Below are 24,403 nucleotides of genomic sequence, written 5' to 3' on the forward strand. Positions count from 1 at the left end.
GCGCCGCACGACCGTCCGCCAGTCCGAGGGGCGGGACCGGATTGGTCCGGTCCGCGGACACGGCGCACCATAGGGGCGTGCTCCGCGCCCTCCTCCTCGAGAACCTGCATCCCCTCGCCTCGACCATCCTGGCCTCACAGGGGATCGAGGTGACCACCCGGACCGGTGCGCTGGACGAGGACGAGCTCATCGAGGCCCTCGACGGGGTCCACCTGCTCGGCATCCGCTCCAAGACCCAGGTCACCGACCGGGTGGTGGCAGCGGCGCCGGACCTGCTCGCGATCGGCGCCTACTGCATCGGCACGAACCAGATCGACCTCGCCGCCGCCGCGTCGCGCGGGGTCGCGGCGTTCAACGCCCCGTTCTCCAACACGCGTTCGGTCGTGGAGATCGCGCTCGCCGAGATCATCGCCCTCACCCGGCGGCTGACGGTCCTGGACCGCGCGATGCACGACGGGATCTGGGAGAAGTCGGCGACCGGCTCGCACGAGGTGCGCGGTCGCACGCTCGGCATCATCGGGTACGGCAACATCGGCACCCAGCTGTCGGTGCTCGCCGAGAACCTCGGCATGTCGGTGATCTTCTACGACACCGCCGAGAAGCTCGCGCTCGGCAACGCGCGCCGCATGGACAGCCTCGACGAGCTGCTCGAGGCCGCCGACGTCGTGACGCTGCACGTCGACGGGCGCAGCGGGAACGCGGGGCTGTTCGGCGCCGACCAGTTCGCCCGGATGAAGCCCGGCGCGATCTTCCTCAACCTCTCGCGCGGGTTCGTCGTGGACTACGCCGCACTGCGGGACGCCGTGCTCTCCGGGCACGTCGCGGGCGCCGCCGTCGACGTGTTCCCGGTCGAGCCCAAGCGCCGCGGGGACGCGTTCGAGTCCGAGCTGCGCGGCCTGCCCAACGTCATCCTGACCCCCCACACCGGCGGGTCGACCGAGGAGGCGCAGGAGGCGATCGGCCAGTTCGTGTCGAACAAGATGCGCGACTACCTCGCGACCGGCACGACGACGCTGAGCGTCAACCTGCCCAACCTCGCCCTCGACCAGGGCACCGGGATCCAGCGCATCGCGCACCTGCACCGCAACACGCCCGGTGTGCTCGCGGCGGTCAACGCGACCCTGGCCGAGCACGGCGTCAACATCGAGGGCCAGCTGCTGGGGACCCGCGGGGACATCGGCTACGTGGTCACGGACGTCAACTCCGACGTCGCCCCGGACGCCGTCGAGGCGCTGCTCCGCATGCCCCAGACAGTGCGCCTGCGCGTGCTGTCCTGACGCGCGCGGGCCTGAAGCGCGCGCTGCCCTGAAGCGCGCGGGCCGGGGCGGGCACGCGGCCCGACACAGGTCCGGCCCCGCACGCCGTCGGGTGCGGGGCCGGGAGGTGCCGCGCGCGGAGCGCGGGCCGGGCGGGCGGCTCAGGAGGAGCCGGACCGCCGGCGGAAGGTGCGCTGGGACGGTCCGGTCGTCTCCGACCCGTGCACGGAGCCGGTGTTCCCCGACCCTGCGCGGACCGGTGGTTGGCCGCCTTCTTGCGCTCCAGCGCCTCGCGGAACTTCGCCTTCGCGTCCTCGTTCACCGCAGCCGGCGTCGGTGCGTCCTCGTCCTGGTGCGCCACGTGTGCCTCCTGGGTGCGTCACTGCTGCGCCGGGACCGGCGCCCGGGTCCAGGGTGCCCGCCGCCGGGCCGGGCGACAAACGCATCGCCCCGGCGCGTGCCGCCCGGGCGCCAGCCCCTCGGACCGCTGACGGCGGCGTAGCGTGACGCCGGTGCACCGACCGGACCCGCAGCGCCACGACGCCCTCCCGTTCCGCCGCGCCGGCCGGTCCGGCCTGGACCTGCCCGCCGTCTCCCTCGGCCTGTGGCAGAACTTCGGCGCCGGGGACCCGGTGGCGCGCCAGCGCGACGTCGTCCTGCGCGCCGTCGACCGCGGCGTGACCCACCTCGACCTCGCGAACAACTACGGCCCGCCGCCGGGCTGGGCCGAGGAGGGCTTCGGCCGGGTCCTCGCCCGCGACCTGCGGTCGCTGCGGCACGAGCTCGTGGTGTCGACCAAGGCCGGCTACGACATGTGGCCGGGGCCCTCCGGCAGCGGCGGCTCGCGCAAGCACCTCCTCGCGTCCCTGGACCAGTCGCTGCGGCGCCTGGGCCTGGACCACGTCGACGTCTTCTACAGCCACCGCTTCGACCCGACCACCCCGCTCGAGGAGACACTCGGTGCGCTGCGCACCGCCGTCGAGTCCGGCCGGGCCGTGTACGCCGGCATCTCGTCGTACTCGGCACGTCGCACCGCGGAGGCGCTCCGGATCGCCACCGACCTCGGGCTCACGCTCACCCTGCACCAGCCGTCGTACTCGATGCTCAACCGCTGGATCGAGCGTCCGGACGCACAGGCGGGTGACCGGTCCCTGCTGGACGTGCTCGACGACGCCGGCGTGGGGGCGATCGTCTTCTCCCCCTGGCCCAGGGGATGCTGACCGGCAAGTACCTCGACGGCGTCCCCGCCGGCTCCCGGGCCGCACGCGGCGGGTCGCTTCGGCCGGAGTTCCTCACGCCCGAGAACCTCGAGCACGTCCGTGCCGTGGCCGGTCTCGCCGCAGCGCGCGGTCAGACCCTCGCGCAGATGGCGATCGCCTGGGCGCTGCGCGACCGCCGCGTCACCTCGGTGCTGCTGGGCGCGAGCAGCGTCGCGCAGCTGGACGAGAACCTCGCCGCGCTCGAGCGGACCGCCTTCGACGACGACGAGCTCGCCGCCATCGACGAGCACGCGGTGGACGCGGGGGTCAACATCTGGGCGGCTCGGTCCAGCGACCTGTGACGACGCGCCGGGGCCGACCGGCCCCGGGCCTGGGGCCTGGGGCCTGGGCCCGGGCGCACGCCGGGTCGGAGCCACGCGCGACCGGGCTACCCGGCAGTAACCTACGCAACCGTAGGTTAGCCTGACGCCGTGGCCGACCCCCTCGCTGACCGTCCCTGGCTCCGCTCCTACCCCGCCGGTGTCCCGGCCGAGGTCGACGTCCCGGACGAACCGCTGACCGCCGCGCTGGACCGCGCCGCCCGACGTCACGGCGACCGGGTCGCCGTCGACTTCCAGGGACGCACCACCACGTACGGCGAGCTCGCCCGCGAGGTCGACCGCGCCGCCGGCGCCCTGGCCGGCCTCGGGGTGCGCGCGGGCGACCGGGTCGCGATCGCGCTGCCCAACTGCACCGCGCACGTCGTCGCGTTCTACGCGGTCCTGCGCCTGGGCGCCGTCGTGGTCGAGCACAACCCGACGTACACCGCGGAGGAGCTCGCGCACCAGCTCGCCGACTCCGGTGCGGTCGTCGCGATCTGCTGGCAGCGCACCGCGGGCGAGGTGGCACGCATCCGGTCACGGACCGCCGTCCGCACGGTGGTCGCCGTCGACCTCGCCCGCGACCTGCCACCGCTCAAGCGGCTCGCCCTGCGCCTGCCCGTCGCCCGGGCACGCGCCACGCGCGCCCAGCTGCAGGCGCCGGTCCCGGCAGGCTGCCCGGACTGGCACACGCTCGTGCGGCAGGCCGCCCCCGTGCCCGACGACGTCGCGCGGCCTCGCTCCGGCGACACCGCGCTCCTGCAGTACACCGGGGGGACGACGGGGACCCCGAAGGCCGCGGTGCTCACGCACCGCAACCTGGTCGCCAACGCGCTGCAGGGCGCGGCGTGGGCGGGTCTGCGCGACGGCGAGGAGACCGTCTTCGGGATCCTGCCGTTCTTCCACGCCTTCGGTCTGACCCTGTGCCTGACGTTCGCGACCCGCATCGGTGCGACGCTGGTCGCCTTCCCGAAGTTCGACCCGGAGGCGGTCGTCGCCGCGCAGGCGCGCCGCCCGGCGACCTTCCTGCCCGGGGTGGCGCCGATGTTCGACCGCATCGCGACCGTCGCCGAGACGACCGGCGCCGACCTCACGTCGGTGCGGGTCGCGTTCGCCGGGGCGATGCCCGTGCCCGCGTCGACCGCCGCGCGCTGGGAGGCGCTCACCGGCGGCCTGCTCATCGAGGGGTACGGCATGACGGAGACCTCGCCGGTGGCGCTCGGCAACCCGTGCTCGCCCGACCGCCGGCCGGGGACGCTGGGCCTGCCGTTCCCCAGCACCCGCATCCGCGTCGTGGACGTGGACGACCCGACCTGCGACGTCGAGCCGGGCGAGCGTGGCGAGCTGCTCGTCGCCGGCCCGCAGGTCTTCGCCGGCTACTGGAACCGTCCGGAGGAGACCGCCGGATCGCTGCTGCCGGGCGGGTGGCTGCGCACGGGGGACATCGTCGTGGTCGACGACGCCGGGTCGGCGACCCTCGTCGACCGCTCCAAGGAGATGATCATCACCGGCGGCTTCAAGGTGTACCCGTCGCAGGTCGAGGACCACCTGCGGGCGATGCCCGGCGTCGCGGACGCCGCCGTGGTGGGCCTGCCCGGCGGTGAGCTCGGCGAGACGGTCGCGGCCGCCGTGGTGCTCGCCCCCGGCGCCGGCGCCCCGGACCTGGCTGCCGTCCGCGCGTGGTGCGAGCAGCGCCTCGCGCGCTACGCGGTCCCCCGGCGCGTCGACGTCGTCGCCGAGCTGCCCCGGTCCCCCATCGGCAAGGTGCTGCGCCGAGTGGTCCGCGAGCGGCTGCTCGGCCAGGCCCCGGGCGACCCGACCGAGGCCGGCCGGACCGCGAGCTGACGTCCGCTCAGCGGGCGGGCTCGGTCGCCGGCGAGCCGCTGCCGGTCGTGCCGGCGGTGGCGTCCGACGCCCCGTGGGCGGAGCCTGCGTCGTCGGTCACGGGGTCGCCGGAGCCCGCGTCGGACAACGGCGAGCCGGCGTCGACGGCGGACGCCTCGTGCTCGGCGCGGAGCACGGTGATGGCCGCCTCGAAGTCGTCCAGCGAGTCGAACGCCTGGTAGACGCTCGCGAAGCGCAGGTAGGCGACCTCGTCCAGGTCGCGCAGCGGACCGAGGATCGTCAGCCCGATCTCGTACGCGTCCAGCTCGGCACTGCCGGTGCTGCGGATCATCTCCTCGACCCGCTGGGCGAGCAGGGCGAGGTCGTCCTCGGACACCGGACGCCCCTGGCACGCCTTGCGCACGCCGTTGACGATCTTCTCGCGGCTGAAGGGCTCGGTGGCGCCGGACCGCTTGACGACCGACAGGCTCGCGGTCTCCACGGTGGTGAACCGGCGACTGCACTGCGGGCACTGCCGACGCCGGCGGATGGACGACCCGTCGTCGGAGGTCCGGGAGTCGACGACCCGCGAGTCGGCGTGACGGCAGAACGGGCAGTGCACAGCGGCCTCCGGCCCCTCGGAGCGGCCGGGCACCCCGATCCGATTGGTCTGGCATGTGGTGGCTGCGGCCGCTGACACCTATGACAACTGCCGCCCAACCTAGGCGGCGCCCTCCCGGGCCTGCAAGGTGCGCCCGGACCACGGCGCCGACCACACGCGCCCGTCGTGGCCCGGCGATCCGGCCGGCCCGCGCTCCGCGCGCGGGTCAGTCCCCGGCCGGCACCAGGATCTGCTCGCCGGCGACCAGACCGCTGGACGCACGGTTGTTCAGGGTCACCAGGTCGTCGACCGTCTCCCGCACGTCCTCACCCGGAGCCGTGAAGCCGGAGGCGATCGACCACAGCGTCTCGCCGCTGCCCACGGTGTAGGTGTCGACCGCGACGGGCGAGGCCGGGGCGTCGGCGACGGCACGCCCACCGGTGAACACCGCGCCCGCTGCGAGCAGGACCGCGACCGTCCGCACCGCGCGGCGACCGCGCGGTGTCAGGTGGAGCTCGCCCCGCCGGTCGTCGTGGGTGTCATCGTTGCTGCGCTCATCGTCCTGCTCCCTCCGTCGGTCCGGGCCGAACGTCTGTTCGTCGAACGTCTGTACGAATGTCTAGCACGCTTCGCCCGACACGTCGAGACACGATCGAACAGGTGTTTGAAACCCGGCCTCGGCGCTCCTAGGCTTGCGAGCACGCGGACAGCGCACCACGAGCCACCCACACGCCGACCGGGCGCACGGTCGGGGGCTCGGTGACGAGGAGGACTTCGGTGGCAGACGACGGCACGACACCCGGCCCGGACGGCCCCACGGCGGACGCCCAGGACCTCGCCTCCGTGCACGTCCTGCCCGACGGCGGGACGGGCGGCGACGGCCTCACGCCGCGCCAGCGGCTGGTGCTGGACACCATCCGGTCCTCGGTCGAGCAGCGCGGGTACCCGCCGAGCATGCGCGAGATCGGGGAGGTGGTCGGGCTGACCAGCCCCTCGAGCGTCAAACACCAGCTCACCGCGCTCGAGCGCAAGGGCTACCTCCGTCGGGACCCCAACCGGCCGCGCGCCATCGAGGTCGTGCAGCCGGACGACTCGCGTTCGATCTCGGCGTGGCAGGGGCAGCCGGCACCGCAGCCCTACGGCGAGGAGAGCCTCGCCTCGCAGGACTCCGCCCCGGCACCGTCGTACGTGCCCGTCGTCGGTCGGATCGCGGCCGGTGGTCCGATCCTCGCCGACCAGGTGATCGAGGACGTGTTCCCGCTCCCCCGCCAGCTGGTCGGGGACGGCGACCTGTTCCTGCTCAAGGTCGCGGGCGACTCGATGGTCGACGCCGCCATCTGCGACGGGGACTGGGTCGTCGTTCGTCGGCAGCCGGTCGCGGAGAACGGCGAGGTCGTCGCGGCGATGATCGACGGGGAGGCGACCGTCAAGACCTTCAAGCGCACCGACGGCCACGTGTGGCTGATGCCGCACAACGCGGCCTACGCGCCGATCCCCGGCGACCAGGCGCAGGTCCTCGGGCGCGTGGTGAGCGTGCTGCGGAGCCTGTGACCGCAGGCCGACGGGGCCGGTCGCCCTGGCGGCGCGGCGCCGCCGCCGGGTGCGGGACGAGGGCGCCGGCGGCACGCTGGGTCGCCGACGACAGGAGGGACCTCATGCCCGGACCACTGCGCGATCCCGGACCCCGCGCGCTCGACGCGCTGCGCCGAGCCGGTGGGGCGTCGGCGGCGTCCCCGGACGAGCCGGTCGCCCCGGACGAGCCCGACCCGGCCGCTCCGGACCCCGAGGCCGACACCGGTACCCACACCGCCACCCGCACCGACGCCGGCACCGGCACCTTCGCCGACACGGACGGCCGGGCACCGTCGACCGTCGACCGTCGACCGTCGGGCGACGGGACGGACGAGGACGTGCCGGGTGCCGTCAAGCGGCCCCCGGCCCGGACGGCCGATGCGCGTCCCGACCGGTCCTGAGGCGCCGGCGAGGCCGGCGAGGGCACGTCCCTGCCGAGCCTCGTCCGCCCGGCAGCGGGCTCAGAGCCCGAAGCGCCGCGCGACCGCCTGCAGGGCCTCGGCCGAGTGCCGCAGGCTGGCGAGCTCGTCGTCGGACATGGGGACCTCGAGCTGACGCTCCGCGCCGCGGCGACCGACGACGGTCGGCACGGACAGGCAGATGTCGCTGACGCCGTGGTAGCCCTCGAGCAGGCTCGACACGGGCAGCACCCGCCGCTCGTCCTTGAGCACCGCCTCGATGATCCGGGACCCGGCGAGCGCGATGGCGTAGTTCGTCGCGCCCTTGCCCTCGATGATCCGGTAGGCCGAGTCGATGACCTCGCGCGTCATGGACTCGCGCACCTCGGGGTGAGCGGTCCCGCGCTGCGCGACCCGCGCCAGTCCAGCAGCGGCACCCCACCGATCGTGGCCGACGTCCACAGCGGGAACTCGGTGTCACCGTGCTCGCCCGCGATGTACGCGTGGACGTTCTGCACCGCGACGCCGGTGTGGTGGGCGATGAGGTACCGCAGCCGCGACGAGTCGAGCACGGTCCCGGACCCGAACAGCTGCTCGCGCGGCAACCCGGAGATCTTGCCGGCGGCGTAGGTGACGATGTCGACCGGGTTGGTGACCATGACGAAGATGGCGTGCGGCGCGACCTCGACCAGGGCCGGCAGCATCGTCTTGACCAGCGAGATGGTGTTCTCGGCCAGGTCGATGCGGGTCTGACCCGGCTTCTGCTTCGCGCCGGCGGTCACCATGACCACGTCGGCGTCAGCGCACACCGCGATGTCGTCCGAGCCGATCACCTCGGCCATCGGCATGAACTGGATGCCATGCCCCAGGTCGAGGGCCTCCGCCTCGACCTTGGCGGCGTTGATGTCGTAGAGCGCCACCGTCCGGGCCGCACCGCGCATGAGCGCCGCGTACGCCATGGTCGCACCGACAGCACCCGCACCGACCACCGCCACCTTCGTCGTCCGGCGCGCGGGGGCGAGCGGGGAGTCGGCGGGGTGCGGCTGGGACGAGGTGTCGGTCACGGGTCCTCCGGGGGTGGTCGGCACACGCCGGCGCGGGTGTGCCGGCGCACGAGAGCGCGCGTCCAGGCTAGGCGGACAACCGCTCGAGCGCAGCGACCACCCGGGCGCGGTCGGTAGTGCGCCAGAAGCTCGGCAGCGACCGGGACAGGAACTCGCCGTACCGCGCGGTCGCGAGGCGCGGGTCGAGCACGGCGACCACGCCGCGGTCCTCCGTGCTGCGGATGAGCCGCCCGGCCCCCTGCGCGAGCAGCAGGGCGGCGTGGGTCGCGGCGACCTGCATGAAGCCGTTGCCGCCGGCGGCGACCACGGCCTCGGACCGCGCCGACCGGACCGGGTCGTCCGGGCGCGGGAACGGGATCCGGTCGATGAGCACGAGCCGGCAGGACGGCCCGGGGACGTCGACGCCCTGCCACAGCGACAGCGTGCCGAACAGGCAGGTGGCGGGGTCCTCGGCGAAGCGGCGCACGAGCGTCGGCAGCTGGTCGTCCCCCTGGACCAGCACGGGGACGTCGAGCCGCTCGCGCATCGCCTCGGCTGCCGCGGTCGCGGCACGGCGCGAGGAGAACAGCCCGAGCGTGCGCCCGCCCGCCGCGGTCACGAGGGCGGCGATCTCGTCGAGCTGGGCGTCCGTCGTGGGCTCACGCCCCGGTGCGGGCAGCCGCGACGCGATGTAGAGGATCCCCTGGCGTGCGTAGTCGAACGGGCTGCCGACGTCGACCGCCCGCCACGCGCGCTCGCTGTCCGGCTCCGGTCGACTGCCGCCCTCCTCCGGCCGCCTGCCGCCCGCCTCCGGCCGCCTGCCGCCCGCCTCCGGCCGCTCCGGCACGACCGTCGACGCCTCGCCGGTCCGGGCCCCGCCCTCCAGCCCGAGCGCGCGCGCGAGCGGGACGAACGACCCGCCGAGCGCGAGGGTGGCGGAGGTGAGCACCCCGGACCGGCCCGCGAGCAGGTGGGTGCGGATGAGGCCGTTGACGGACAGCGGTGCCGCGTGGAGCTTCGACATGCCGCCACCGCGCCATCCACCACCGGCGTCGTCGCCACGCGAGCACCACAGCACGTCGTGCTGCGGCCGGTCGGGGTCTCCGGCCATCCGGTCGGCGATCTCGAACAGCGCCAGCACCGCCGACGCCGCCATCTTCAGCCCGCCCTCGGCGGCCGCCTGGGCGGGGTCCCCTCGGGCTTCAGGACGCTGACCAGGCCGCGTGCCGCGTCCCGTACCGCGGCGACGGCACCCACGGCGTCGGGCGGCAGCCCGTCGCGGAACCGGCCCTCCGGCAGCTCGGCGAGCACCGCGCCGAGCGCGACGCTCGCCGCGTCGAGGTCGGTGGTCGGGACGCCGCCGTGCCGCCGCGCGAGGCGCGCGGCGTGCTCCACGCTCGCCACCGACAGCTCCACGGTGGCCTGCGCCGTGACCCGGTCGGTGAGCTCGTGGGCCTCGTCGACGACGAGCACGTCGTGCTCGGGGAGCACGTTCTGGGCGCCGGACGCCGCGATGCCGAGCATCGCGTGGTTCGTCACGACGACGTCCGCCTCCTTGGCCAGGTTGCGCGCCCGGTTCGGGAAGCAGTCGGCGATCATCGGGCACCGGGGACCGACGCACTCCAGGGACGTGACGGACACCTGCCGCCAGGCCCGGTCGCTCACACCGGGGACGAGGTCGTCACGGTCGCCGGTGCCGGTCTCGTCCGCCCACGCGCGCAGCCGTAGCACCTGCGCGCCGAGGTCACCGACCCGCTCCCCGTCCCCGTCGGCCGCAGGGTGGTCGGCGGCGCCGGCGTGCTCGGCGCGCGCGTCCACCGGCAGCGCGAAGAGCGTCGCGCTGTCGTCGGTCGGGTAGCCGCCGGTCGCCTTGTGCACGCACAGGTAGTTGTGCCAGCCCTTGAGCAGCGCGATCTGCGGCGCCCGGGGCAGCTCGGGGGCGATCGCGTCCGCGACCAGCGGGAGGTCGCGAGTCACGACCTGGCGTTGCAGGGCGAGCGTCGCCGTGGACACCACGACACGCTCGTCCTCCCGGACCGCGTGCCGCACCGCCGGGACGAGGTAGCCGAGCGACTTGCCGGTGCCGGTGCCGGCCTGGACGAGCAGGTGCTCCCCGCGGTCGATGGCCTCGGCGACGGCGCGGGCCATGGCGTGCTGCCCGTCGCGCCGGGCACCCCCGAGCCGCCCGACCGCGACGTCGAGGAGCGCGTCGACCTCGTCCGCCGGCGAGCGGTGCGGGCCGTCCGCGCCGTCGGGTGCGACGCCGACGGCGGCGCCGGTGTCACCGCGGTCGCCGGTGCCGGGCGAGGCCGCCGAGGCGGCCGTCGAGGAGGTCACGGGCACCGGGACAGCGTAGTCGCCGCCCCGGTGCCACCCGGCTGACGGTCCACCACCGGTGGCACCGGCGAGCGCGCCGGTGCCTCGGCCGGCACCCGGCCGGCGTCAGGAGGCGGCGACCGCCGCCTGCTCGAGCTCGGCCGCGAGCGCCGCGTCGACCTTGGCCCGCAGGGCGGTACCGCGCTCGGTGTGCTGCTCGGTCTCGATCTCCCCTTCGACGTGCACACGGCTGACGAGGTCGCCGCGCCCGTAGGGGATGACGACGTCGACCTGCACGCCCGGCCGGGGCAGCTGGTCGGCGATCAGCGTGAGCAGCTCCTCGATGCCCTCACCGGTGCGCGCGGAGACGACGATCGAGTGCACCTCGCGCGACCGCAGCCGGGCCACGACCGCGGGGTCGGCGGCGTCGGCCTTGTTGAGGACGATGACCTCGGGCACGTCCATCGCCCCCGGGATGTCCGCGAACACGTGCCGGACGGCGGAGATCTGCCCCTCGGGGTCCGGGTGCGAGACGTCGACGACGTGCAGCACGAGGTCCGCCTCGGCGACCTCCTCCAGGGTCGAGCGGAACGCCTCGACGAGCTGGTGCGGCAGGTGCCGCACGAACCCGACGGTGTCCGAGAGCGTGTACACCCGCCCGTCCGGGGTCTGTGCGCGCCGCACGGTCGGGTCGAGGGTCGCGAACAGCGCGTTCTCGACCAGCACGCCGGCGCCGGTGAGGCGGTTGAGGAGCGACGACTTGCCGGCGTTGGTGTACCCGGCGATCGCGACCGACGGGACGCCGTGCCTGCGGCGCGAGGACCGCATGGTCGCCCGGGCGGGCTCCATCGCGGCGATCTCGCGGCGCAGCTTGGCCATCCGGTTGCGGATGCGCCGGCGGTCCAGCTCGATCTTCGTCTCACCGGGACCACGCGACCCCATGCCGGCGCTCGCGCTGCCGACCTGACCACCTGCCTGGCGGGACATCGACTCGCCCCACCCGCGCAGGCGCGGCAGCAGGTACTCGAGCTGGGCCAGCTCGACCTGCGCCTTGCCCTCCCGGGACTTGGCGTGCTGGGCGAAGATGTCGAGGATCAGCGCGGTGCGGTCGATCACCTTGACCTTGACGATGTCCTCCAGCGCGCGGCGCTGGGAGGGCGAGCTCGCCGTCGACCACGACGGTGTCCGCACCCGACGAGCGCACGAGCTGGGCGAGCTCGGCGGCCTTGCCCGAGCCGAGGTAGGTGCTCGGGTCCGGGTTGCGCCGGCGCTGCAGGAGCCCGTCGAGCACCACCGACCCCGCGGTCTCCGCCAGTGCGGCGAGCTCGCGCAGCGAGATCTCGGCGTCCTCGGCGGTTCCCTCGCCCCAGACGCCGACGAGCACCACGCGCTCGAGCCGCAGCTGCCGGTACTCGACCTCGGAGACGTCCTGGAGCTCGGTCGACAGCCCGGCCACCCGGCGCAGCGACGTGCGCTCCTCGAGGTCGAGCTGGTCGCCGTCGTACGACGTGTGCCCCGCCGCGTCGACCTGCGGGCTGCCCCCGGCCCGCGCCAGCACCCGCGCGACGACGTCGTCGGCGACGTCCTGCGCGCTGCGCTCGGGGACGGCCTCGGCAGCGGCGACGTCGCTGCCGTCCTCGGGCTGGCCGGTGGCGTCGGGGTGTCCGGTGTGGGGATGGGTCACATGCACCTCTTCGTGAAGTCCTGGCGTGTCGTTCCAGCGTGACACGCACCGCCCACGGTCGCGACACAATTCGCTGGCAGCGTGACGCCGCGCCGCGGGCGCCGCCGGCCCGACCGTTACGCTCGCCGCGTGCCCGACGACGACCCCCGCACCGCCTCCGTCCCGGACGTCACGGACGGCACGCACGGCACGCACGGCACAGACGGCACAGCGGGCCCGGACGGCACGGACGCCGCCGGCGACCACTACTTCACCGCCCGGCCCGCCTCGGCCGACGAGCGCCGCACGCTCGACGTCCGCCTCGCCGGCCGGGACGTGACGGTCGAGACCGCGGGCGGCGTGTTCTCCCCGGTCGGCTCGACCTAGGCACGCAGGTGCTGCTGCGCAGCGTCCCCGCACCACCCGCCACCGGCGACCTGCTCGATCTCGGGTGCGGGTGGGGGCCGGTCGCGCTCACCCTGGCGATGGAGTCACCCGACGCCCGGGTGTGGGCGGTCGACGTCAACGAGCGGGCGCTGGACCTCGTCCGGCGCAACGCCGAGCGCCTGGGGCTGGCCGGGGTGCACGCGGTCACGCCCGACGCAGTGCCCGACGACGTCGCGTTCGCCGCGCTGTGGTCGAACCCGCCGATCCGGGTCGGCAAGGAGGCGCTGCACGCGATGCTGCTGCACTGGCTGCCGCGGCTCGCGGGCGGCGCCGACGCCCACCTCGTGGTGCAGCGCAACCTCGGGGCGGACTCCCTGCAGCGCTGGCTGGCCGATGCCCTGGCACCGGTCGACGGTGCCCCCACCGCCGCGGGATCCGACGCCTCACCGAGCGCCCTGACGGTCGAGCGCGCTGCGAGCGCGAAAGGGTTCCGCGTCCTGCGGGTCAGCCGCCGCTGACCGCTGCCGCGTGCGCGGCCGCGGCGCGCGCCTGCGCGAGGGTCGGCGCCCCGGACGCCCGCCGCACGACGACCCCGTCGCGGTCGAGCACGAGCACCGTGGGCGTCGTCGTCACGGCGAACCGCTCACCCAGGTCGGTCCGGTCGGCGACGTCCAGCTCGACGTGCGCGACGCCGTCCTCGGTCCCCACGACGCGCTCGAGCACCCGGCGGGTGGCACGGCAGGGTGCGCAGAACGTCGACGAGAACTGGACCAGCGTCGCCCGGGGGCCGAGCGCGGCGCCCAGGTCGTCGGCGGTCAGCCGGGGCTGGTCGGTGGTCACGGGGGTGAACGCGGCCGCGGGGGCCGGTGTTCCGGTCAGCCGGTCAGCCGGTCAGCCGGTCGCGAGCACGGTCAGCCGGTCAGCGCGGCCAGGTCCACCGTGCCGGACCCGACGAGCACGGCCGGCCCCGCCAGCTCGACGTGGCCGGACGGCAGCAGCCGGACCCGGACGGTCCCGCCGGGCACGTCCACGAGCCACACGTCCGGCGCGCCCGCGCCGGCCCAGGTCCGGACCGCGAGCGCCGCGGCGCACGCCCCCGTGCCGCACGACCGGGTCTCGCCCACGCCGCGCTCGTGCACCCGCATGCGGACCCGCCCGACGAGGTCACCGTCCGGGGCGGTGGTCTCCCCGAGCGGGACGACGAGCTCGACGTTCGTGCCGTGCGGGGGCAGCGGGCGCACGTCCGGAGCCCGGGTCAGGTCCGCGGCCGCCAGCTCGCCCTCACCGGCCAGCGCCAGAACGGTGTGCGGGTTCCCCAGGTCGAGGCTGAGCGCCGGCCGGGCGACGTCGAGGCCCACGACGGCGACCTCCGCGTCGAACCCGGCGATGGCCGCGTCCGGGCCACCGGCCAGGCGCCACGGCCCCATGTCGACCGCGTACAGCCCGCCGGCCTCGCGGTGCACGGACCGGAGCCCGGCCCGGGTGCCGATCACGAGCGCACCGGACGTCCGGTCCGGGGTGCGCTCGGGCACCTGGGCCAGCCCGAGCCGCTCGAGGTACGCCACGAACACCCGGACGCCGTTGCCGCACATCTCCGCGACCGAGCCGTCGGCGTTGCGGTAGTCCATGAACCAGGTCGCGCCCGGGTCCTGCGCGAGCAGCGCCGCCCCCTCGGGGACCGCCGCGGTCGGGACCACCCGGATCACGCCGTCCCCGCCGATCCCGGCCCGGCGGTCGGCGAGCGCGCGCACGAGCCCCGGGGTGAGGTCCAGCGTCGCGTCGCGGTCGTCGAGGAGCACGAAGTCGTTCTCGGTCCCGTGCCCCTTGGTGAACGCCAGCGTGCGGGGAACGGGTGCCGGCGGGGCGCCGCGGCCCGCGTGCGGCGCGGTCGGGGCGACGTCGGGCACGGTCATGAGCCCAGGGTACGGCGGCCTGCCGGACCGCCCGGGGCCGGGGGCCGCTCCCCGCCGGTGCGCGGTCGGCCGCGGCGACGACGGCCAGGGCGCGCTCGACCAGGTCCGGGTCCCGCGCGTCGAGCCAGTGGACCCGCGGGTCCCGCCCGAACCACGTCATCTGCTTGCGTGCGAGCCGCCGGGTGCCGGCGACGACGGCGTCGCGCGCACCCGCCTCGTCCACCTCGCCGCGGACGAGGGCGAGCACCTCGGCGTAGCCGACCGCTCGCGCCGCGGTGCGGCCCATGCCCTGGGCCACGAGCCCGAGCGCCTCGGCGACCAGGCCCTGCTCCCACATCACCTCGACGCGCGCCTCGATCCGGGCGTCGAGCACCGCGCGGTCGCAGTCCAGCCCGATCTGGACGGCCGGCACCTCGTACTCCTGCTCGGGCAGGTTCGCGGTGTACGGCCGGCCGGTGATCTCGATGACCTCGAGCGCCCGCACGATCCGGCGCGTGTTCGCCGGCCCGATCGCGATCGCGGCCGCGGGGTCGAGACGCGCGAGCTCGTCGTGCAGGTGCCGGGTGCCGTGCCGCTCCGCGCGCTCCTCGAGGCGCGCGCGGACGCCGGCGTCGGTCCCCGGGAACTCGAGCCGGTCCAGCAGCGCGCGCACGTACAGCCCCGACCCGCCGACGACGACGCCGCGCCGGCCCCGTCCGGCGATCGCCGCGAGGTCCGCGCGGCCGTCGGTCTGGTAGCGCGCGACCGAGGCGTCCTCGCTCACGTCCAGCACGTCGAGCTGGTGGTGCGGGATCCCGCGGCGCTGCTCCACCGGGAGCTTCGCGGTGCCGATGTCCATCCCGCGGTAGAGCTGCATCGCGTCCGCGTTGACCACCTCGCCCCCGAGTCGCTCGGCCAGGGCGAGACCGAGGTCGGACTTACCGGTCGCAGTGGGGCCGACGACGGCGACCACGGGCGGCGTGGTCACCGGGTGCTCCAGGTGACCACGGCGAGGGTCACACCGAACGGCGACCCCGTGTGCGTGACAGCCGCGGTCACCGCGGTGCGCGGCCCGACCCCGCCCATCGCGACCTGCCACGGCGCCCACGCGGTCACGGTGAGCTCGCGCGCCAGGTCGGGTGCCATCGTGGCGAGCCGGCGGCGGGCCTCGGGACCGGCGTCGGCGAGGTCGGCGAGCATCCCGCCGTCGACCGCGACGGCGCGGGGGTCCTCGGCGAGCGCCGCGTCCGGGCCGCGGCGCGCGCTGAGCGATCCCGCGACGAGGACGGCGACGCGCTCGGGCCCGGCCGTGACACCGGCACCGAGGGCGGCGAGCTCGGCGGCCCTGCCGTCGGCGCGGGTGATCGCGTCGTCACCCGGCGGGGCGGCCTCGACGAGCGTCACCGGTCCGCTCCACCCGGCGTGGGCCAGCAGCAGCAGGGCGACCGCGGCCGCGGGTGCGTCGACGGCGGTGGGGGTCACGCCGGGGTGGGTGCCCGGGTCGACACCGGGGGCCGTCCAGCCGAGGGCGGCGTCGTCGAGCCCGGCGCCGGCGAGCGTCGGGGCGAACGGGCCGGGGCGCATCCGGTCGGCGTCGCTGGACGCGACCACGACGACGCGCGCGGGCCCACTCGCGACCAGCGCGCGCACGGCGTCCACCGCGGCCGCCCGGGCGTCGGCGAGGACCTCGGTGGCGCCGGCGGCGCCGGGGACGAGGAGGGCGGAGTCGGGCACGAGGGTGGCGGAGTCGAGCACCCGCCGACGGTAGCCGGTGCGACCCACCCGGACGGACCACCGCGCGATGCCGGCGGGTGGGGCGGGCGCATAGGGCCGGCGGGGGGGCCGGTGCGCGGGGCGGGCCGTCGGCCCCGCCCGGGCGGGGGTACTGTGCGGCGATGGGCTTCCACTGGGGCGGTCGCCGGGGCTGGTGGGCCGGACGTGACCCCGACCGCCGTGACGACACCGGCGCGGACCTCAGCGACGGCGAGCTGCAGGCCCGGGTCGAGGACCTCCTGGCGCGCGAGCTCGGGGCGCAGCCGCTGCCCGCCGACGGCTCCTCCGACCCGCTGCCCGCCCAGGACGACGACGGCATCCCGTGGCCGCTGACCGTCGGTCGCATCGTCGAGTGGTTCGAGGACAACGGCTTCAGCTACTTCATCGACAACGACGGCGACCTCGGCGGGCTGTGGCGCGGCCGGCTGTTCTACTTCTTCCTCTTCGGTGACCGCTCGGAGATCCTCCAGGTGCGCGGGCAGTGGAACCGCGAGGTCTCCATCGAGCGGCTGCCGGAGGTGCTCGAGATGTGCAACGAGTGGAACGCCGACCGCATCTGGCCCAAGGCGTACGTCCGGGTGCGCGACAACGGGATGGTGCACGTCGTCGCGGAGGTCGCGACCGACCTGGAGCACGGTGTGACCGACGCGCAGCTCGGTCAGCTGCTGCACTGCGGGCTGAGCACCGGCAGCATGCTGTTCGACGGGATGGACGAGATGTACCCCGACCCCGCGGCGGCCGCGCCGTGAGCCCCGAGGCGCTGTCCGGCTGGATCCAGCGGATGCTCGGCAACGCCCGGCCCAAGCCGGCCGAGAAGCCCGTGGTCCGTGAGCGGGCGACCCCGGTGACCCGGGACCGGGTCGCGACCTACCTCCTGAGCCGGGGCTACCGCTTCCTGCTCGACGACGACGGCGACCTCACCGGAACCTGGGACGGCAGCCGGTTCTGGTTCCTCCTGCTCGGCGAGCGCGGGGAGATCCTGCAGGTCCGCGGCCGGTGGCACCGGACGCTGCCGACGACCCGGCGGACGGCGGTGCTGCTCGCGGTCAACGACTGGAACCGCGAGCGCATCTGGCCGAAGGTCTACGCCCGGGAGGAGGACGGCGAGCTCGCGCTGTACAGCGAGGTGTCCGTCGACCTGGAGCACGGGGCGACCAGCACCCAGCTCGCGCAGCTCGTGGCGTGCGGCCTCGGCACCGGCGTGCAGATGTTCGGGGTGCTCGACACGCTGCTGCCGGACGGGCTCGAGGGCTGACTCGGCGACTCAGGCCGTGCGCAGGGTGGGCAGCCCGAGGACGACCGGTCCGCCGGTGGCCGCGCTCGCGGCCCCCGCGTGGCCGTGCCCGCCGTGGCCGTGCACGCCGTGGCCGTGCACGCCGTGCCCGTGCTCGTCGCCGCCCGGCAGCCCGGCACGGGCCCGCTCACGCGCCGCCCAGGCGTCCCCCGCACGGGTCCGGCGGACCGCGAAGGGTCCGCCCGCGAGCGCGGAGTCGGCGACGAGGTGGTGCGGTGCGCCGTGCGTCACGGCGACCGTGACGAGGTCGCCCGGCCGGGGCAGGCGCGGGTCGACGTCGGGCCCGAGGCGCGGGTCGACGGCGCCGTCCGCCGGGTCGCGGTGCGCGGGCCCGGTCACGTCCGCGGGCAGCGCGAAGTGCACGAGGCGGTTGTCCGCGGCGCGCCCGGAGACACGCAGCGACGCACCGTCCTTGCGGCCGTCGCTGTCGGCGACGAGGACCTCGACGACCCGTCCGGTCTGGGCGACGTTCTCCTCGAGCGAGATCCGCTCCTGCAGCGCCTGGAGCCGCTCGTAGCGCTCCTGCACCACGGCCTTGGGCAGCTGGTCGGGCAGGTCGGCCGCCGGCGTGCCCGGCCGGGGCGAGTACTGGAAGGTGAACGCGGAGGAGAACCGGGAGGCCTCGACGACGCGGAGGGTCTCGGCGAAGTCCTCCTCGGTCTCCCCGGGGAAGCCGACGATGATGTCGGTCGTGATGGCGGCGTCGGGCATCGCCGTCCGCACCCGGTCCAGGATCCCGAGGAACCGCTCGGCGCGGTAGGAGCGGCGCATCGCGCGCAGCACGCGGTCCGAGCCGGACTGCAGCGGCATGTGCAGCTGCGGCATGACGTTCGGGGTGGCGGCCATCGCCTCGATGACGTCGTCGGTGAACGCGGCCGGGTGCGGGCTGGTGAAGCGGACCCGCTCCAGGCCGTCGATGGTCCCGCAGGCGCGCAGCAGCTTGGCGAAGGCCCCGCGGTCGCCGAACTCGACGCCGTAGCTGTTGACGTTCTGGCCGAGCAGCGTGACCTCGACCGCACCGGAGTCCACGAGGGCCTGGACCTCGGCGAGCACCTCGCCGGGCCGGCGGTCGCGCTCCTTGCCGCGCAGGTGCGGGACGATGCAGAAGGTGCAGGTGTTGTTGCAGCCGACGCTGATGGACACCCACCCGGCGTAGACCGACTCGCGCCGGGTGGGCAGCGTCGAGGGGAACACCTGCAGCGACTCGGCGATCTCCACCTGAGCGGCCTCGTTGTGGCGCGCGCGCTCCAGGAGCACCGGCAGGGCGTCGAGGTTGTGGGTGCCGAAGACGACGTCGACCCACGGCGCGCGGTCGACGATCCCGGCGCGGTCCTTCTGCGCCAGGCACCCGCCGACGGCGATCTGCATGCCGGGGCGGGCGCGCTTGACCGGTGCGAGCTGGCCGAGGTTGCCGTAGAGCTTGCCGGCTGCGTTCTCGCGGACCGCGCACGTGTTGATCACCAGCACGTCCGCGCTCCCCCGGGCGGCGTCCTGCGGTGCCGCCGGGACGTAGCCCGCGGCCTCGAGCATCCCGGCCATGTGCTCGGAGTCGTGGATGTTCATCTGGCAGCCGAGCGTGCGCACCACGTAGGTGCGCGCCGCGTCGGCACCGACGGCCGGGGTCGTCTGCAGGGTGGGGTACGGGCTGGCGTTCATCACCCATCAGGGTACGGCGCACGCGCGTGTGATCTGCGACGTTGTCGTTCCGTAACCTGCGGAGGTAGCGACCCGTCACACGGGCCACCTAGGTTCACACCCATGGTCACCCCCACCGCCCAGCCCGCCATGCCCTCGCCCGGGGCCCGCGCCACCGGTGAGCCGCTCGTCGTCCTGGACCGGGTGAACAAGCACTTCGGGGCCCTGCACGTGCTCCAGGACATCGATCTCACCGTCCACCGGGGCGAGGTCGTCGTCGTGATCGGCCCGTCCGGCTCCGGCAAGTCGACCCTGTGCCGCACGATCAACCGGCTCGAGACGATCGACGCGGGCACCATCTCGATCGACGGCAAGCCCATCCCTGCCGAGGGCAAGGCGCTCGCCCGGCTGCGGGCCGACGTCGGCATGGTGTTCCAGTCCTTCAACCTCTTCGCCCACAAGACCGTGCTCGAGAACGTCATGCTCGGCCCGGTGAAGGCCAAGGGCGTCAAGCGCGGCGAGGCGAAGAAGCAGGCGGTCGCGCTGCTCGAGCGCGTCGGGGTCGCGAACCAGGCGGACAAGCTCCCGGCCCAGCTGTCCGGCGGTCAGCAGCAGCGCGTCGCGATCGCCCGGGCACTGGCCATGAGCCCGAAGGTCATGCTGTTCGACGAGCCGACCTCCGCGCTGGACCCGGAGATGATCAACGAGGTCCTCGACGTCATGGTCTCCCTCGCGCAGGACGGCATGACGATGATCGTGGTCACCCACGAGATGGGGTTCGCGCGCAAGGCCGCGCACCGCGTGGTGTTCATGGACGCCGGCCGGATCGTCGAGGAGGCCGACCCGGAGACGTTCTTCACCAACCCGCGCAGCGACCGTGCGCAGGACTTCCTGTCGAAGATCCTGACCCACTGACACCCGGGTCGGGCGCACGCCGCCCGGCCCGCCCCCCACAGCGGCCACGCACACCGACGGTCGCTCGACGAAGGAGATCACCATGAAGATCCGCAACGCCGGGGTCATCGCCCTGCTGTCCGCCGGGGCGCTGACGCTCTCGGCCTGTGGTGGCGGGGACGAGCCGACGGAGCCCGCCGCCGGGGACACCGGTGACACCGGGACCTCCGAGACCACGGACGCCCCCGAGTTCCCCGAGGGCTCCACCATGGCCGAGCTCGCCGAGGCCGGCGAGATCACCATCGGCACCAAGTTCGACCAGCCCCTGTTCGGCCTGCAGGGCCCGAATGGCGTGCCGGAGGGCTTCGACGTCGAGATCGGCCGGCTGATCGCGAGCGAGCTCGGCATCCCCGAGGACGGCATCAACTGGGTCGAGACGATCTCCTCCAACCGGGAGCCGTTCATCGAGTCCGGCCAGGTCGACATCGTCGTGGCCACCTACACGATCAACGACGCCCGCAAGGAGATCATCTCCTTCGCCGGTCCGTACTACGAGGCCGGGCAGTCGATCCTCACCTTGACCAGCACCGAGGACATCCAGGGTCCGGACGACCTGGCGGGCAAGCGGGTCTGCACCGTGTCCGGCTCGACGCCCGAGCAGAACCTGCTGGAGAACTACCCCGAGGCCGAGGTCGTGGCGTTCGGCGCCTACTCCGACTGCCTCGACCCGCTCCGCAACGGGCAGGTCGACGCCGTGAGCACGGACAACGTCATCCTCGCCGGCTTCGCGGCGGACAACGACGACCTCCAGGTCGTGGGCGAACCGTTCACCGAGGAGCCGTACGGCATCGGCCTGGCCAAGGACGACACCGACTTCCGGATGTGGATCAACGACGTCCTGGAGCAGAGCTACGAGGACGGCACCTGGACCGAGGCGTGGGAGGCGACGGCGGGCACCGTCCTGCCGACGCCCGAGCCGCCGGCCGTCGACCGGTACTGACCCGCTGACGCGCGCGGTGCCCGGGGCCGCTCCGACGGCCCCGGGCACCGCCGCGCCGCCGGTCCGGCCGCCCGGCCCACCCGGCCGGCCGGCCCCGCGCTCACCCCGCGCCCGCCCTGCTCCAGCCCTGCTCCCGCGACCGCAAGGACCCCTGTGGACGTCATCCCCGACAACCTCCCCGCGTACCTGGCGGGGTTCCGGGCCACGCTGTCGCTCACCGTGGTCTCCGGCGCCGTCGCCGTCGCCGTCGGCCTGCTGCTCGCCGCGATGCGGGTGTCCCCGCTGGCGCCCCTGCGCGGCCTGGCGACCGTCTACGTCGAGGTGCTGCGCAACACCCCGCTGACCCTCGTGTTCTTCTTCATGGCCTTCGTCGCCCCGCAGTTCGGCGTGCTCGCGCCGCTGGGCTTCTGGACCGCGGTGATCTGCCTGTCGGCGTACACCGCCGCGTTCGTGTGCGAGGCCGTGCGGTCCGGCATCAACAGCGTCGGCATGGGGCAGTCCGAGGCTGCGCGCGCCATCGGCCTGACGTTCGGCCAGACGCTCAGCCTCGTCGTGCTGCCGCAGGCCGTCCGCTCGGTCATCCCGCCCCTGATCAACGTGCTCATCGCCCTGGCGAAGAACACGTCCGTCGCGGCCGGGTTCGCCGTCGTCGAGCTCACCGCGAGCGGCCGCCGGCTCGCGCTGTCCAACCCCGCCGACTCGCTGTGGGCGCTCGGCGGGGTCGCCCTCTTCTACCTGCTCCTCACGATCCCCGCGGGACTGCTCGCCGGTGTCGTGGAGCGAAAGGTGGCGTTCGCCCGATGAGCTCGGTCCTGTACGACGTCCCGGGTCCCGCCGCCCGCCGCCGCGAGCGCATCGGCTCCGTGATCGGCGCCGTGGTGCTCCTCGTGCTCGTCGGCCTCGCGGTGCGGTACGCAGCGGACCGCGGGATCTTCACCGCCGAGCGCTGGAACGTGCTGTACGACCCGCCGAAGGGGCAGACCGCGGCCGACGTGTGGCGGTTCATGGTCATCGAGGGCCTCGGCGCGACGCTGCGCGCCGCCGCGGTGGCAGCGCCGCTCGCCCTCGTGCTCGGCCTGCTGCTGGCGCTGTGGCGCACGACGCGGCTCGGCTGGCTGCGACTGCCCGCGGTGGTCGCCATCGAGCTGTTCCGCGGCCTGCCGGTGCTGCTCATGATGCTGTTCGGGCTGCTGGGCTTCGGGTGGAGCGCCTTCACCGCGGTGGTGTTCGGACTGGTCGTCTACAACATGGCGATCATCGCCGAGATCCTGCGCGCGGGGCTCGCGTCCCTGCCGCGCGGCCAGGCCGAGGCCGCGTACGCGGTGGGGCTGACCCGCACCCAGACGCTGCTGACGATCCTGCTGCCGCAGGCGGTGCGGACGATGCTCCCGAGCCTCATCGCGCAGCTCGTCGTGCTGCTCAAGGACTCCTCGCTCGGGTTCATCGTCGGCTACCCCGAGCTGCTCAAGTCGATCCAGAACAACGCCCAGTACTTCGGCAACGAGACCTACGTCGCGCTGTTCGTCGTCGGCGCCGGCATCTACCTCGCCGTCAACATCTCGCTGACCCGGCTCGCCGTGTGGCTCGAGCGACGGTCCGGACGACCCGGGGCACCGGCGGCGACGGCCGCGACCGGCTCGGTCGTGGTCAACGCACCGGGTGTCGGCGGGGAGCCGCGCGGCGGCGTCTGACCGCCCCGAGCACCACCGGGTCGGCCGGACCGGCCGGCGGTCAGCCGGCGGTCGCGCTGGCCCGGATCTCCCGGATGACGGTCACCTTGATCTCACCGGGGTACGTCAGGTCCGCCTCGATGTGGCGCGCGATCGCGGTGGCCAGGCCGGGCATGCTGTAGTCGTCGACCACCTCGGGCTGGACGATCACCCGGACCTCACGACCGGCCGACATCGCCAGGACCCGCCGGACGCCCTCGTGCTCGGCGACGAGCCGCTCGATGGTGTCCATCCGCTCGACGTACTGGTCGAGCTCCTCGCGCCGGGCCCCCGGGCGGGCCGCCGAGCAGGCGTCGGCGGCCTGCACGAGGACGGCCTCGACCGACTCGGGGGTCACCTCGTCGTGGTGGGCCGCGATCGCGTTGACCACGACGTCGCCCTCGCCGCAGCGGCGAGCGAGGTCCGCCCCGATGGCCGCGTGGGTGCCGGCGACCTCCGGGGTGAGCGCCTTGCCGACGTCGTGCAGGAAGGCAGCGCGCCGGGCGACGGCGACGTCGGCGCCGACCTCGGCGGCCATCACCGCGGCGATCTGCGCGGTCTCCACCAGGTGGGCGAGCACGTTCTGGCCGTATGAGGTGCGCAGCCGCAGCCGTCCCATGGTGTGCACGAGATCACGGTGCAGCGGCCCGACGCCGGCCTGCTCCGCGGCGAGGTGCCCGGCGGCCATGGCGCGCTCGTCGGCGCCCGCGACCGCGTCGGTGTAGGCGGTCTCGATGCGCTGGGGGTTGATGCGGCCGTCGGCCATGAGCGCCTCGAGCGCGACGTGGGCGACCTCGCGGCGCTCGGCGTCGAAGCAGGACAGCACCACGGCGTCGGGGGTGTCGTCGATGAGCACGTTCACGCCGGTCAGGGCCTCGAAGGCGCGGATGTTGCGGCCCTCCTTGCCGATGATCCGGCCCTTCATCTCCTCGGTGGGCAGGCGCACGTGCGCGACGACGCTCTGCGAGCTCGTCGGGCCGGCGAGGCGCTGCACGGCGGTCGCGACGATCCGGCGCGCCCGCTCGTCCGCCTCCGCCCGGACCCGGGCCTCGGCACGGCGGGCGGCGGTCTCGGCCTCGTGCGTCGCCTGCTCGACGACGCGCCGCTCGACCTCCGCGCGCGCCTGCGCACGGGTCAGCCCGGCGATGCTCTCGAGCTCGGCGACCGCCGCCGACCGCGCGGTGAGCGCCTCCTGCCGTTCCGCGGACGCAGCGGCGCGGTCGGCGGCCAGCGCAGCCCGTTCGGCTGCGAGCTCCTGCGCCGTCCGACGCTCGGAGTCCGCGAGGGCCAGGGCGCGGTCCCGCAGGGACTGCGCGAGATCTGCGGCCGCGGCGCGGTCGTCCGCGAGAGCGCGCTCCCGGGCGGCGATCCCGTCGGCGCGCCGCTCCAGCTCCGCGGCCGCGCGTCGGGTGTCGTCCCCGATGCGCGCGGCGTCGGCCGCCGCGCGCTCGCGCACGCCCGCCGCGGCACGCCGTGCCGCCAGGACGATGCCCAGCGCCACGAGCAGTGCGACCACCGTCACCACGACGGCGACCACCTCGGCCCCACCCACGTCCATGTCCGTCTC

The 24,403-nt window shown here is 74.9% G+C and carries 18 protein-coding genes and 6 pseudogenes; 12 read left to right on the forward strand and 12 right to left on the reverse strand.

Annotated elements, in window-relative coordinates; translation table 11 throughout:
- The first annotated feature begins 41 nt into the window (after positions 1 to 41).
- Positions 42 to 1,277, forward strand: coding sequence for a phosphoglycerate dehydrogenase (gene serA / locus REH70_RS14185; protein ID WP_396134758.1), 1,236 nt, complete (start codon positions 42 to 44; stop codon positions 1,275 to 1,277).
- Here the strand turns inward: serA and REH70_RS20770 are convergent.
- Positions 1,198 to 1,617, reverse strand: a complete 420-nt coding sequence (locus tag REH70_RS20770; protein WP_396134541.1) for a DUF5302 domain-containing protein — start codon at positions 1,615 to 1,617, stop codon at positions 1,198 to 1,200. The genes serA and REH70_RS20770 overlap by 80 nt on opposite strands.
- A 151-nt stretch (positions 1,618 to 1,768) precedes the next feature.
- Here REH70_RS20770 and REH70_RS14190 point away from each other — a divergent pair.
- Together REH70_RS14190 and REH70_RS14195 are read left to right on the forward strand one after the other, a co-directional pair.
- Positions 1,769 to 2,817, forward strand: a pseudogene (locus REH70_RS14190) (aldo/keto reductase).
- Positions 2,818 to 2,946: 129 nt separating this feature from the next.
- A complete protein-coding gene (locus REH70_RS14195; RefSeq protein WP_310748189.1) occupies positions 2,947 to 4,680 on the forward strand; it encodes an AMP-binding protein in 1,734 nt (577 codons plus the stop codon).
- A gap of 7 nt (positions 4,681 to 4,687) precedes the next feature.
- Here the strand turns inward: REH70_RS14195 and nrdR are convergent, their stop codons facing one another.
- Positions 4,688 to 5,281 carry a transcriptional regulator NrdR gene (nrdR, locus tag REH70_RS14200; RefSeq protein WP_310754317.1) on the reverse strand — a complete coding sequence of 198 codons (594 nt, stop codon included), beginning with the start codon at positions 5,279 to 5,281 and terminating at the stop codon, positions 4,688 to 4,690.
- A gap of 205 nt (positions 5,282 to 5,486) precedes the next feature.
- Positions 5,487 to 5,744: a LysM peptidoglycan-binding domain-containing protein gene (locus REH70_RS14205; protein ID WP_310748192.1), complete on the reverse strand. Its 258-nt coding sequence runs from the start codon at positions 5,742 to 5,744 to the stop codon at positions 5,487 to 5,489.
- Between the two features lie 359 nt (positions 5,745 to 6,103).
- Between REH70_RS14205 and lexA the strand changes: the two genes are divergently transcribed.
- The gene (gene lexA / locus REH70_RS14210; RefSeq protein ID WP_310754319.1) at positions 6,104 to 6,811 is read left to right on the forward strand and encodes a transcriptional repressor LexA; all 708 of its coding nucleotides are present in this window, start codon (positions 6,104 to 6,106) and stop codon (positions 6,809 to 6,811) included.
- A gap of 104 nt (positions 6,812 to 6,915) precedes the next feature.
- Positions 6,916 to 7,233 (forward strand): hypothetical protein, encoded by a 318-nt coding sequence (locus tag REH70_RS14215; RefSeq protein ID WP_310748194.1) that lies wholly within the window; start codon positions 6,916 to 6,918, stop codon positions 7,231 to 7,233.
- 60 nt (positions 7,234 to 7,293) lie between these two features.
- On the opposite strand, the pseudogene REH70_RS14220 reads toward REH70_RS14215, so the two are convergent.
- From REH70_RS14220 to hflX, 3 pseudogenes are all read right to left on the reverse strand, one after another.
- A pseudogene (locus tag REH70_RS14220) lies at positions 7,294 to 8,189 on the reverse strand (L-lactate dehydrogenase).
- A gap of 172 nt (positions 8,190 to 8,361) precedes the next feature.
- Positions 8,362 to 10,610, reverse strand: a pseudogene (locus REH70_RS14225) (ATP-dependent DNA helicase).
- A 105-nt stretch (positions 10,611 to 10,715) separates the two neighbouring features.
- Positions 10,716 to 12,273 (reverse strand): annotated as a pseudogene (hflX, locus tag REH70_RS14230) (GTPase HflX).
- A gap of 240 nt (positions 12,274 to 12,513) precedes the next feature.
- Between hflX and REH70_RS14235 the strand changes: the two are divergent.
- Positions 12,514 to 13,157, forward strand: a pseudogene (locus REH70_RS14235) (class I SAM-dependent methyltransferase); the annotation flags it as partial.
- Here REH70_RS14235 and REH70_RS14240 read toward each other — a convergent pair.
- From REH70_RS14240 to REH70_RS14255, 4 genes and pseudogenes are all read right to left on the reverse strand, one after another.
- On the reverse strand, positions 13,144 to 13,479 hold the full coding sequence (locus REH70_RS14240; protein ID WP_310748197.1) for a thioredoxin family protein: 336 nt from the start codon (positions 13,477 to 13,479) through the stop codon (positions 13,144 to 13,146). The pseudogene REH70_RS14235 and the gene REH70_RS14240 overlap by 14 nt on opposite strands.
- A gap of 71 nt (positions 13,480 to 13,550) precedes the next feature.
- Positions 13,551 to 14,552 carry a diaminopimelate epimerase gene (gene dapF, locus REH70_RS14245; protein ID WP_310748202.1) on the reverse strand — a complete coding sequence of 334 codons (1,002 nt, stop codon included), beginning with the start codon at positions 14,550 to 14,552 and terminating at the stop codon, positions 13,551 to 13,553.
- 166 nt (positions 14,553 to 14,718) lie between these two features.
- A pseudogene (gene miaA / locus REH70_RS14250) lies at positions 14,719 to 15,630 on the reverse strand (tRNA (adenosine(37)-N6)-dimethylallyltransferase MiaA); the annotation flags it as partial.
- Positions 15,516 to 16,286, reverse strand: a complete 771-nt coding sequence (locus tag REH70_RS14255; protein ID WP_310748205.1) for a hypothetical protein — start codon at positions 16,284 to 16,286, stop codon at positions 15,516 to 15,518. The gene REH70_RS14255 and the pseudogene miaA, both read right to left, overlap by 115 nt.
- A 140-nt stretch (positions 16,287 to 16,426) precedes the next feature.
- Between REH70_RS14255 and REH70_RS14260 the strand changes: the two genes are divergently transcribed.
- Positions 16,427 to 17,053 carry a YbjN domain-containing protein gene (locus REH70_RS14260; protein ID WP_310748208.1) on the forward strand — a complete coding sequence of 209 codons (627 nt, stop codon included), beginning with the start codon at positions 16,427 to 16,429 and terminating at the stop codon, positions 17,051 to 17,053.
- A complete protein-coding gene (locus tag REH70_RS14265; protein WP_396134542.1) occupies positions 17,050 to 17,559 on the forward strand; it encodes a YbjN domain-containing protein in 510 nt (169 codons plus the stop codon). Before REH70_RS14260 ends, REH70_RS14265 begins: the two co-directional genes overlap by 4 nt.
- A gap of 9 nt (positions 17,560 to 17,568) precedes the next feature.
- Here the strand turns inward: REH70_RS14265 and miaB are convergent, their stop codons facing one another.
- Positions 17,569 to 19,254, reverse strand: a complete 1,686-nt coding sequence (miaB, locus tag REH70_RS14270) for a tRNA (N6-isopentenyl adenosine(37)-C2)-methylthiotransferase MiaB (protein ID WP_310748212.1) — start codon at positions 19,252 to 19,254, stop codon at positions 17,569 to 17,571.
- Between the two features lie 129 nt (positions 19,255 to 19,383).
- Here miaB and REH70_RS14275 point away from each other — a divergent pair, with 129 nt between their 5' ends.
- The 4 genes from REH70_RS14275 to REH70_RS14290 all read left to right on the forward strand — a co-directional run bounded on the left by REH70_RS14275 (position 19,384) and on the right by REH70_RS14290 (position 22,818).
- Positions 19,384 to 20,148 carry an amino acid ABC transporter ATP-binding protein gene (locus tag REH70_RS14275; protein ID WP_310754323.1) on the forward strand — a complete coding sequence of 255 codons (765 nt, stop codon included), beginning with the start codon at positions 19,384 to 19,386 and terminating at the stop codon, positions 20,146 to 20,148.
- A gap of 82 nt (positions 20,149 to 20,230) precedes the next feature.
- The gene (locus tag REH70_RS14280; RefSeq protein ID WP_310748215.1) at positions 20,231 to 21,127 is read left to right on the forward strand and encodes a glutamate ABC transporter substrate-binding protein; all 897 of its coding nucleotides are present in this window, start codon (positions 20,231 to 20,233) and stop codon (positions 21,125 to 21,127) included.
- Between the two features lie 153 nt (positions 21,128 to 21,280).
- Entirely contained in the window at positions 21,281 to 21,931 is a 651-nt protein-coding gene (locus REH70_RS14285) for an amino acid ABC transporter permease (RefSeq protein WP_310748218.1), read from the forward strand.
- Positions 21,928 to 22,818 (forward strand): ABC transporter permease subunit, encoded by an 891-nt coding sequence (locus tag REH70_RS14290; RefSeq protein WP_310748221.1) that lies wholly within the window; start codon positions 21,928 to 21,930, stop codon positions 22,816 to 22,818. Before REH70_RS14285 ends, REH70_RS14290 begins: the two co-directional genes overlap by 4 nt.
- 40 nt (positions 22,819 to 22,858) lie before the next feature.
- Here REH70_RS14290 and rny read toward each other — a convergent pair whose 3' ends face one another.
- Complete coding sequence (gene rny / locus REH70_RS14295; RefSeq protein ID WP_310748224.1) at positions 22,859 to 24,394, reverse strand: ribonuclease Y; 1,536 nt, start codon at positions 24,392 to 24,394, stop codon at positions 22,859 to 22,861.
- Between the last annotated feature and the right edge of the window lie 9 nt (positions 24,395 to 24,403).

It is taken from the genome of Cellulomonas sp. ATA003, assembly GCF_031582905.1.
Classification (GTDB): Bacteria; Actinomycetota; Actinomycetes; order Actinomycetales; family Cellulomonadaceae; genus Pengzhenrongella.

Coding starts and splice junctions, on each gene's coding strand:
- REH70_RS14215 (WP_310748194.1), top strand. CDS start 6,916: ATGCCCGGACCACTGCGCGATCCCGGACCCCGCGCGCTCGACGCGCTG.
- dapF (WP_310748202.1), bottom strand. CDS start 14,552: ATGACCGTGCCCGACGTCGCCCCGACCGCGCCGCACGCGGGCCGCGGC.
- REH70_RS14260 (WP_310748208.1), top strand. CDS start 16,427: ATGGGCTTCCACTGGGGCGGTCGCCGGGGCTGGTGGGCCGGACGTGAC.
- miaB (WP_310748212.1), bottom strand. CDS start 19,254: ATGAACGCCAGCCCGTACCCCACCCTGCAGACGACCCCGGCCGTCGGT.
- REH70_RS14275 (WP_310754323.1), top strand. CDS start 19,384: ATGCCCTCGCCCGGGGCCCGCGCCACCGGTGAGCCGCTCGTCGTCCTG.
- REH70_RS14280 (WP_310748215.1), top strand. CDS start 20,231: ATGAAGATCCGCAACGCCGGGGTCATCGCCCTGCTGTCCGCCGGGGCG.
- REH70_RS14290 (WP_310748221.1), top strand. CDS start 21,928: ATGAGCTCGGTCCTGTACGACGTCCCGGGTCCCGCCGCCCGCCGCCGC.
- rny (WP_310748224.1), bottom strand. CDS start 24,394: ATGGACGTGGGTGGGGCCGAGGTGGTCGCCGTCGTGGTGACGGTGGTC.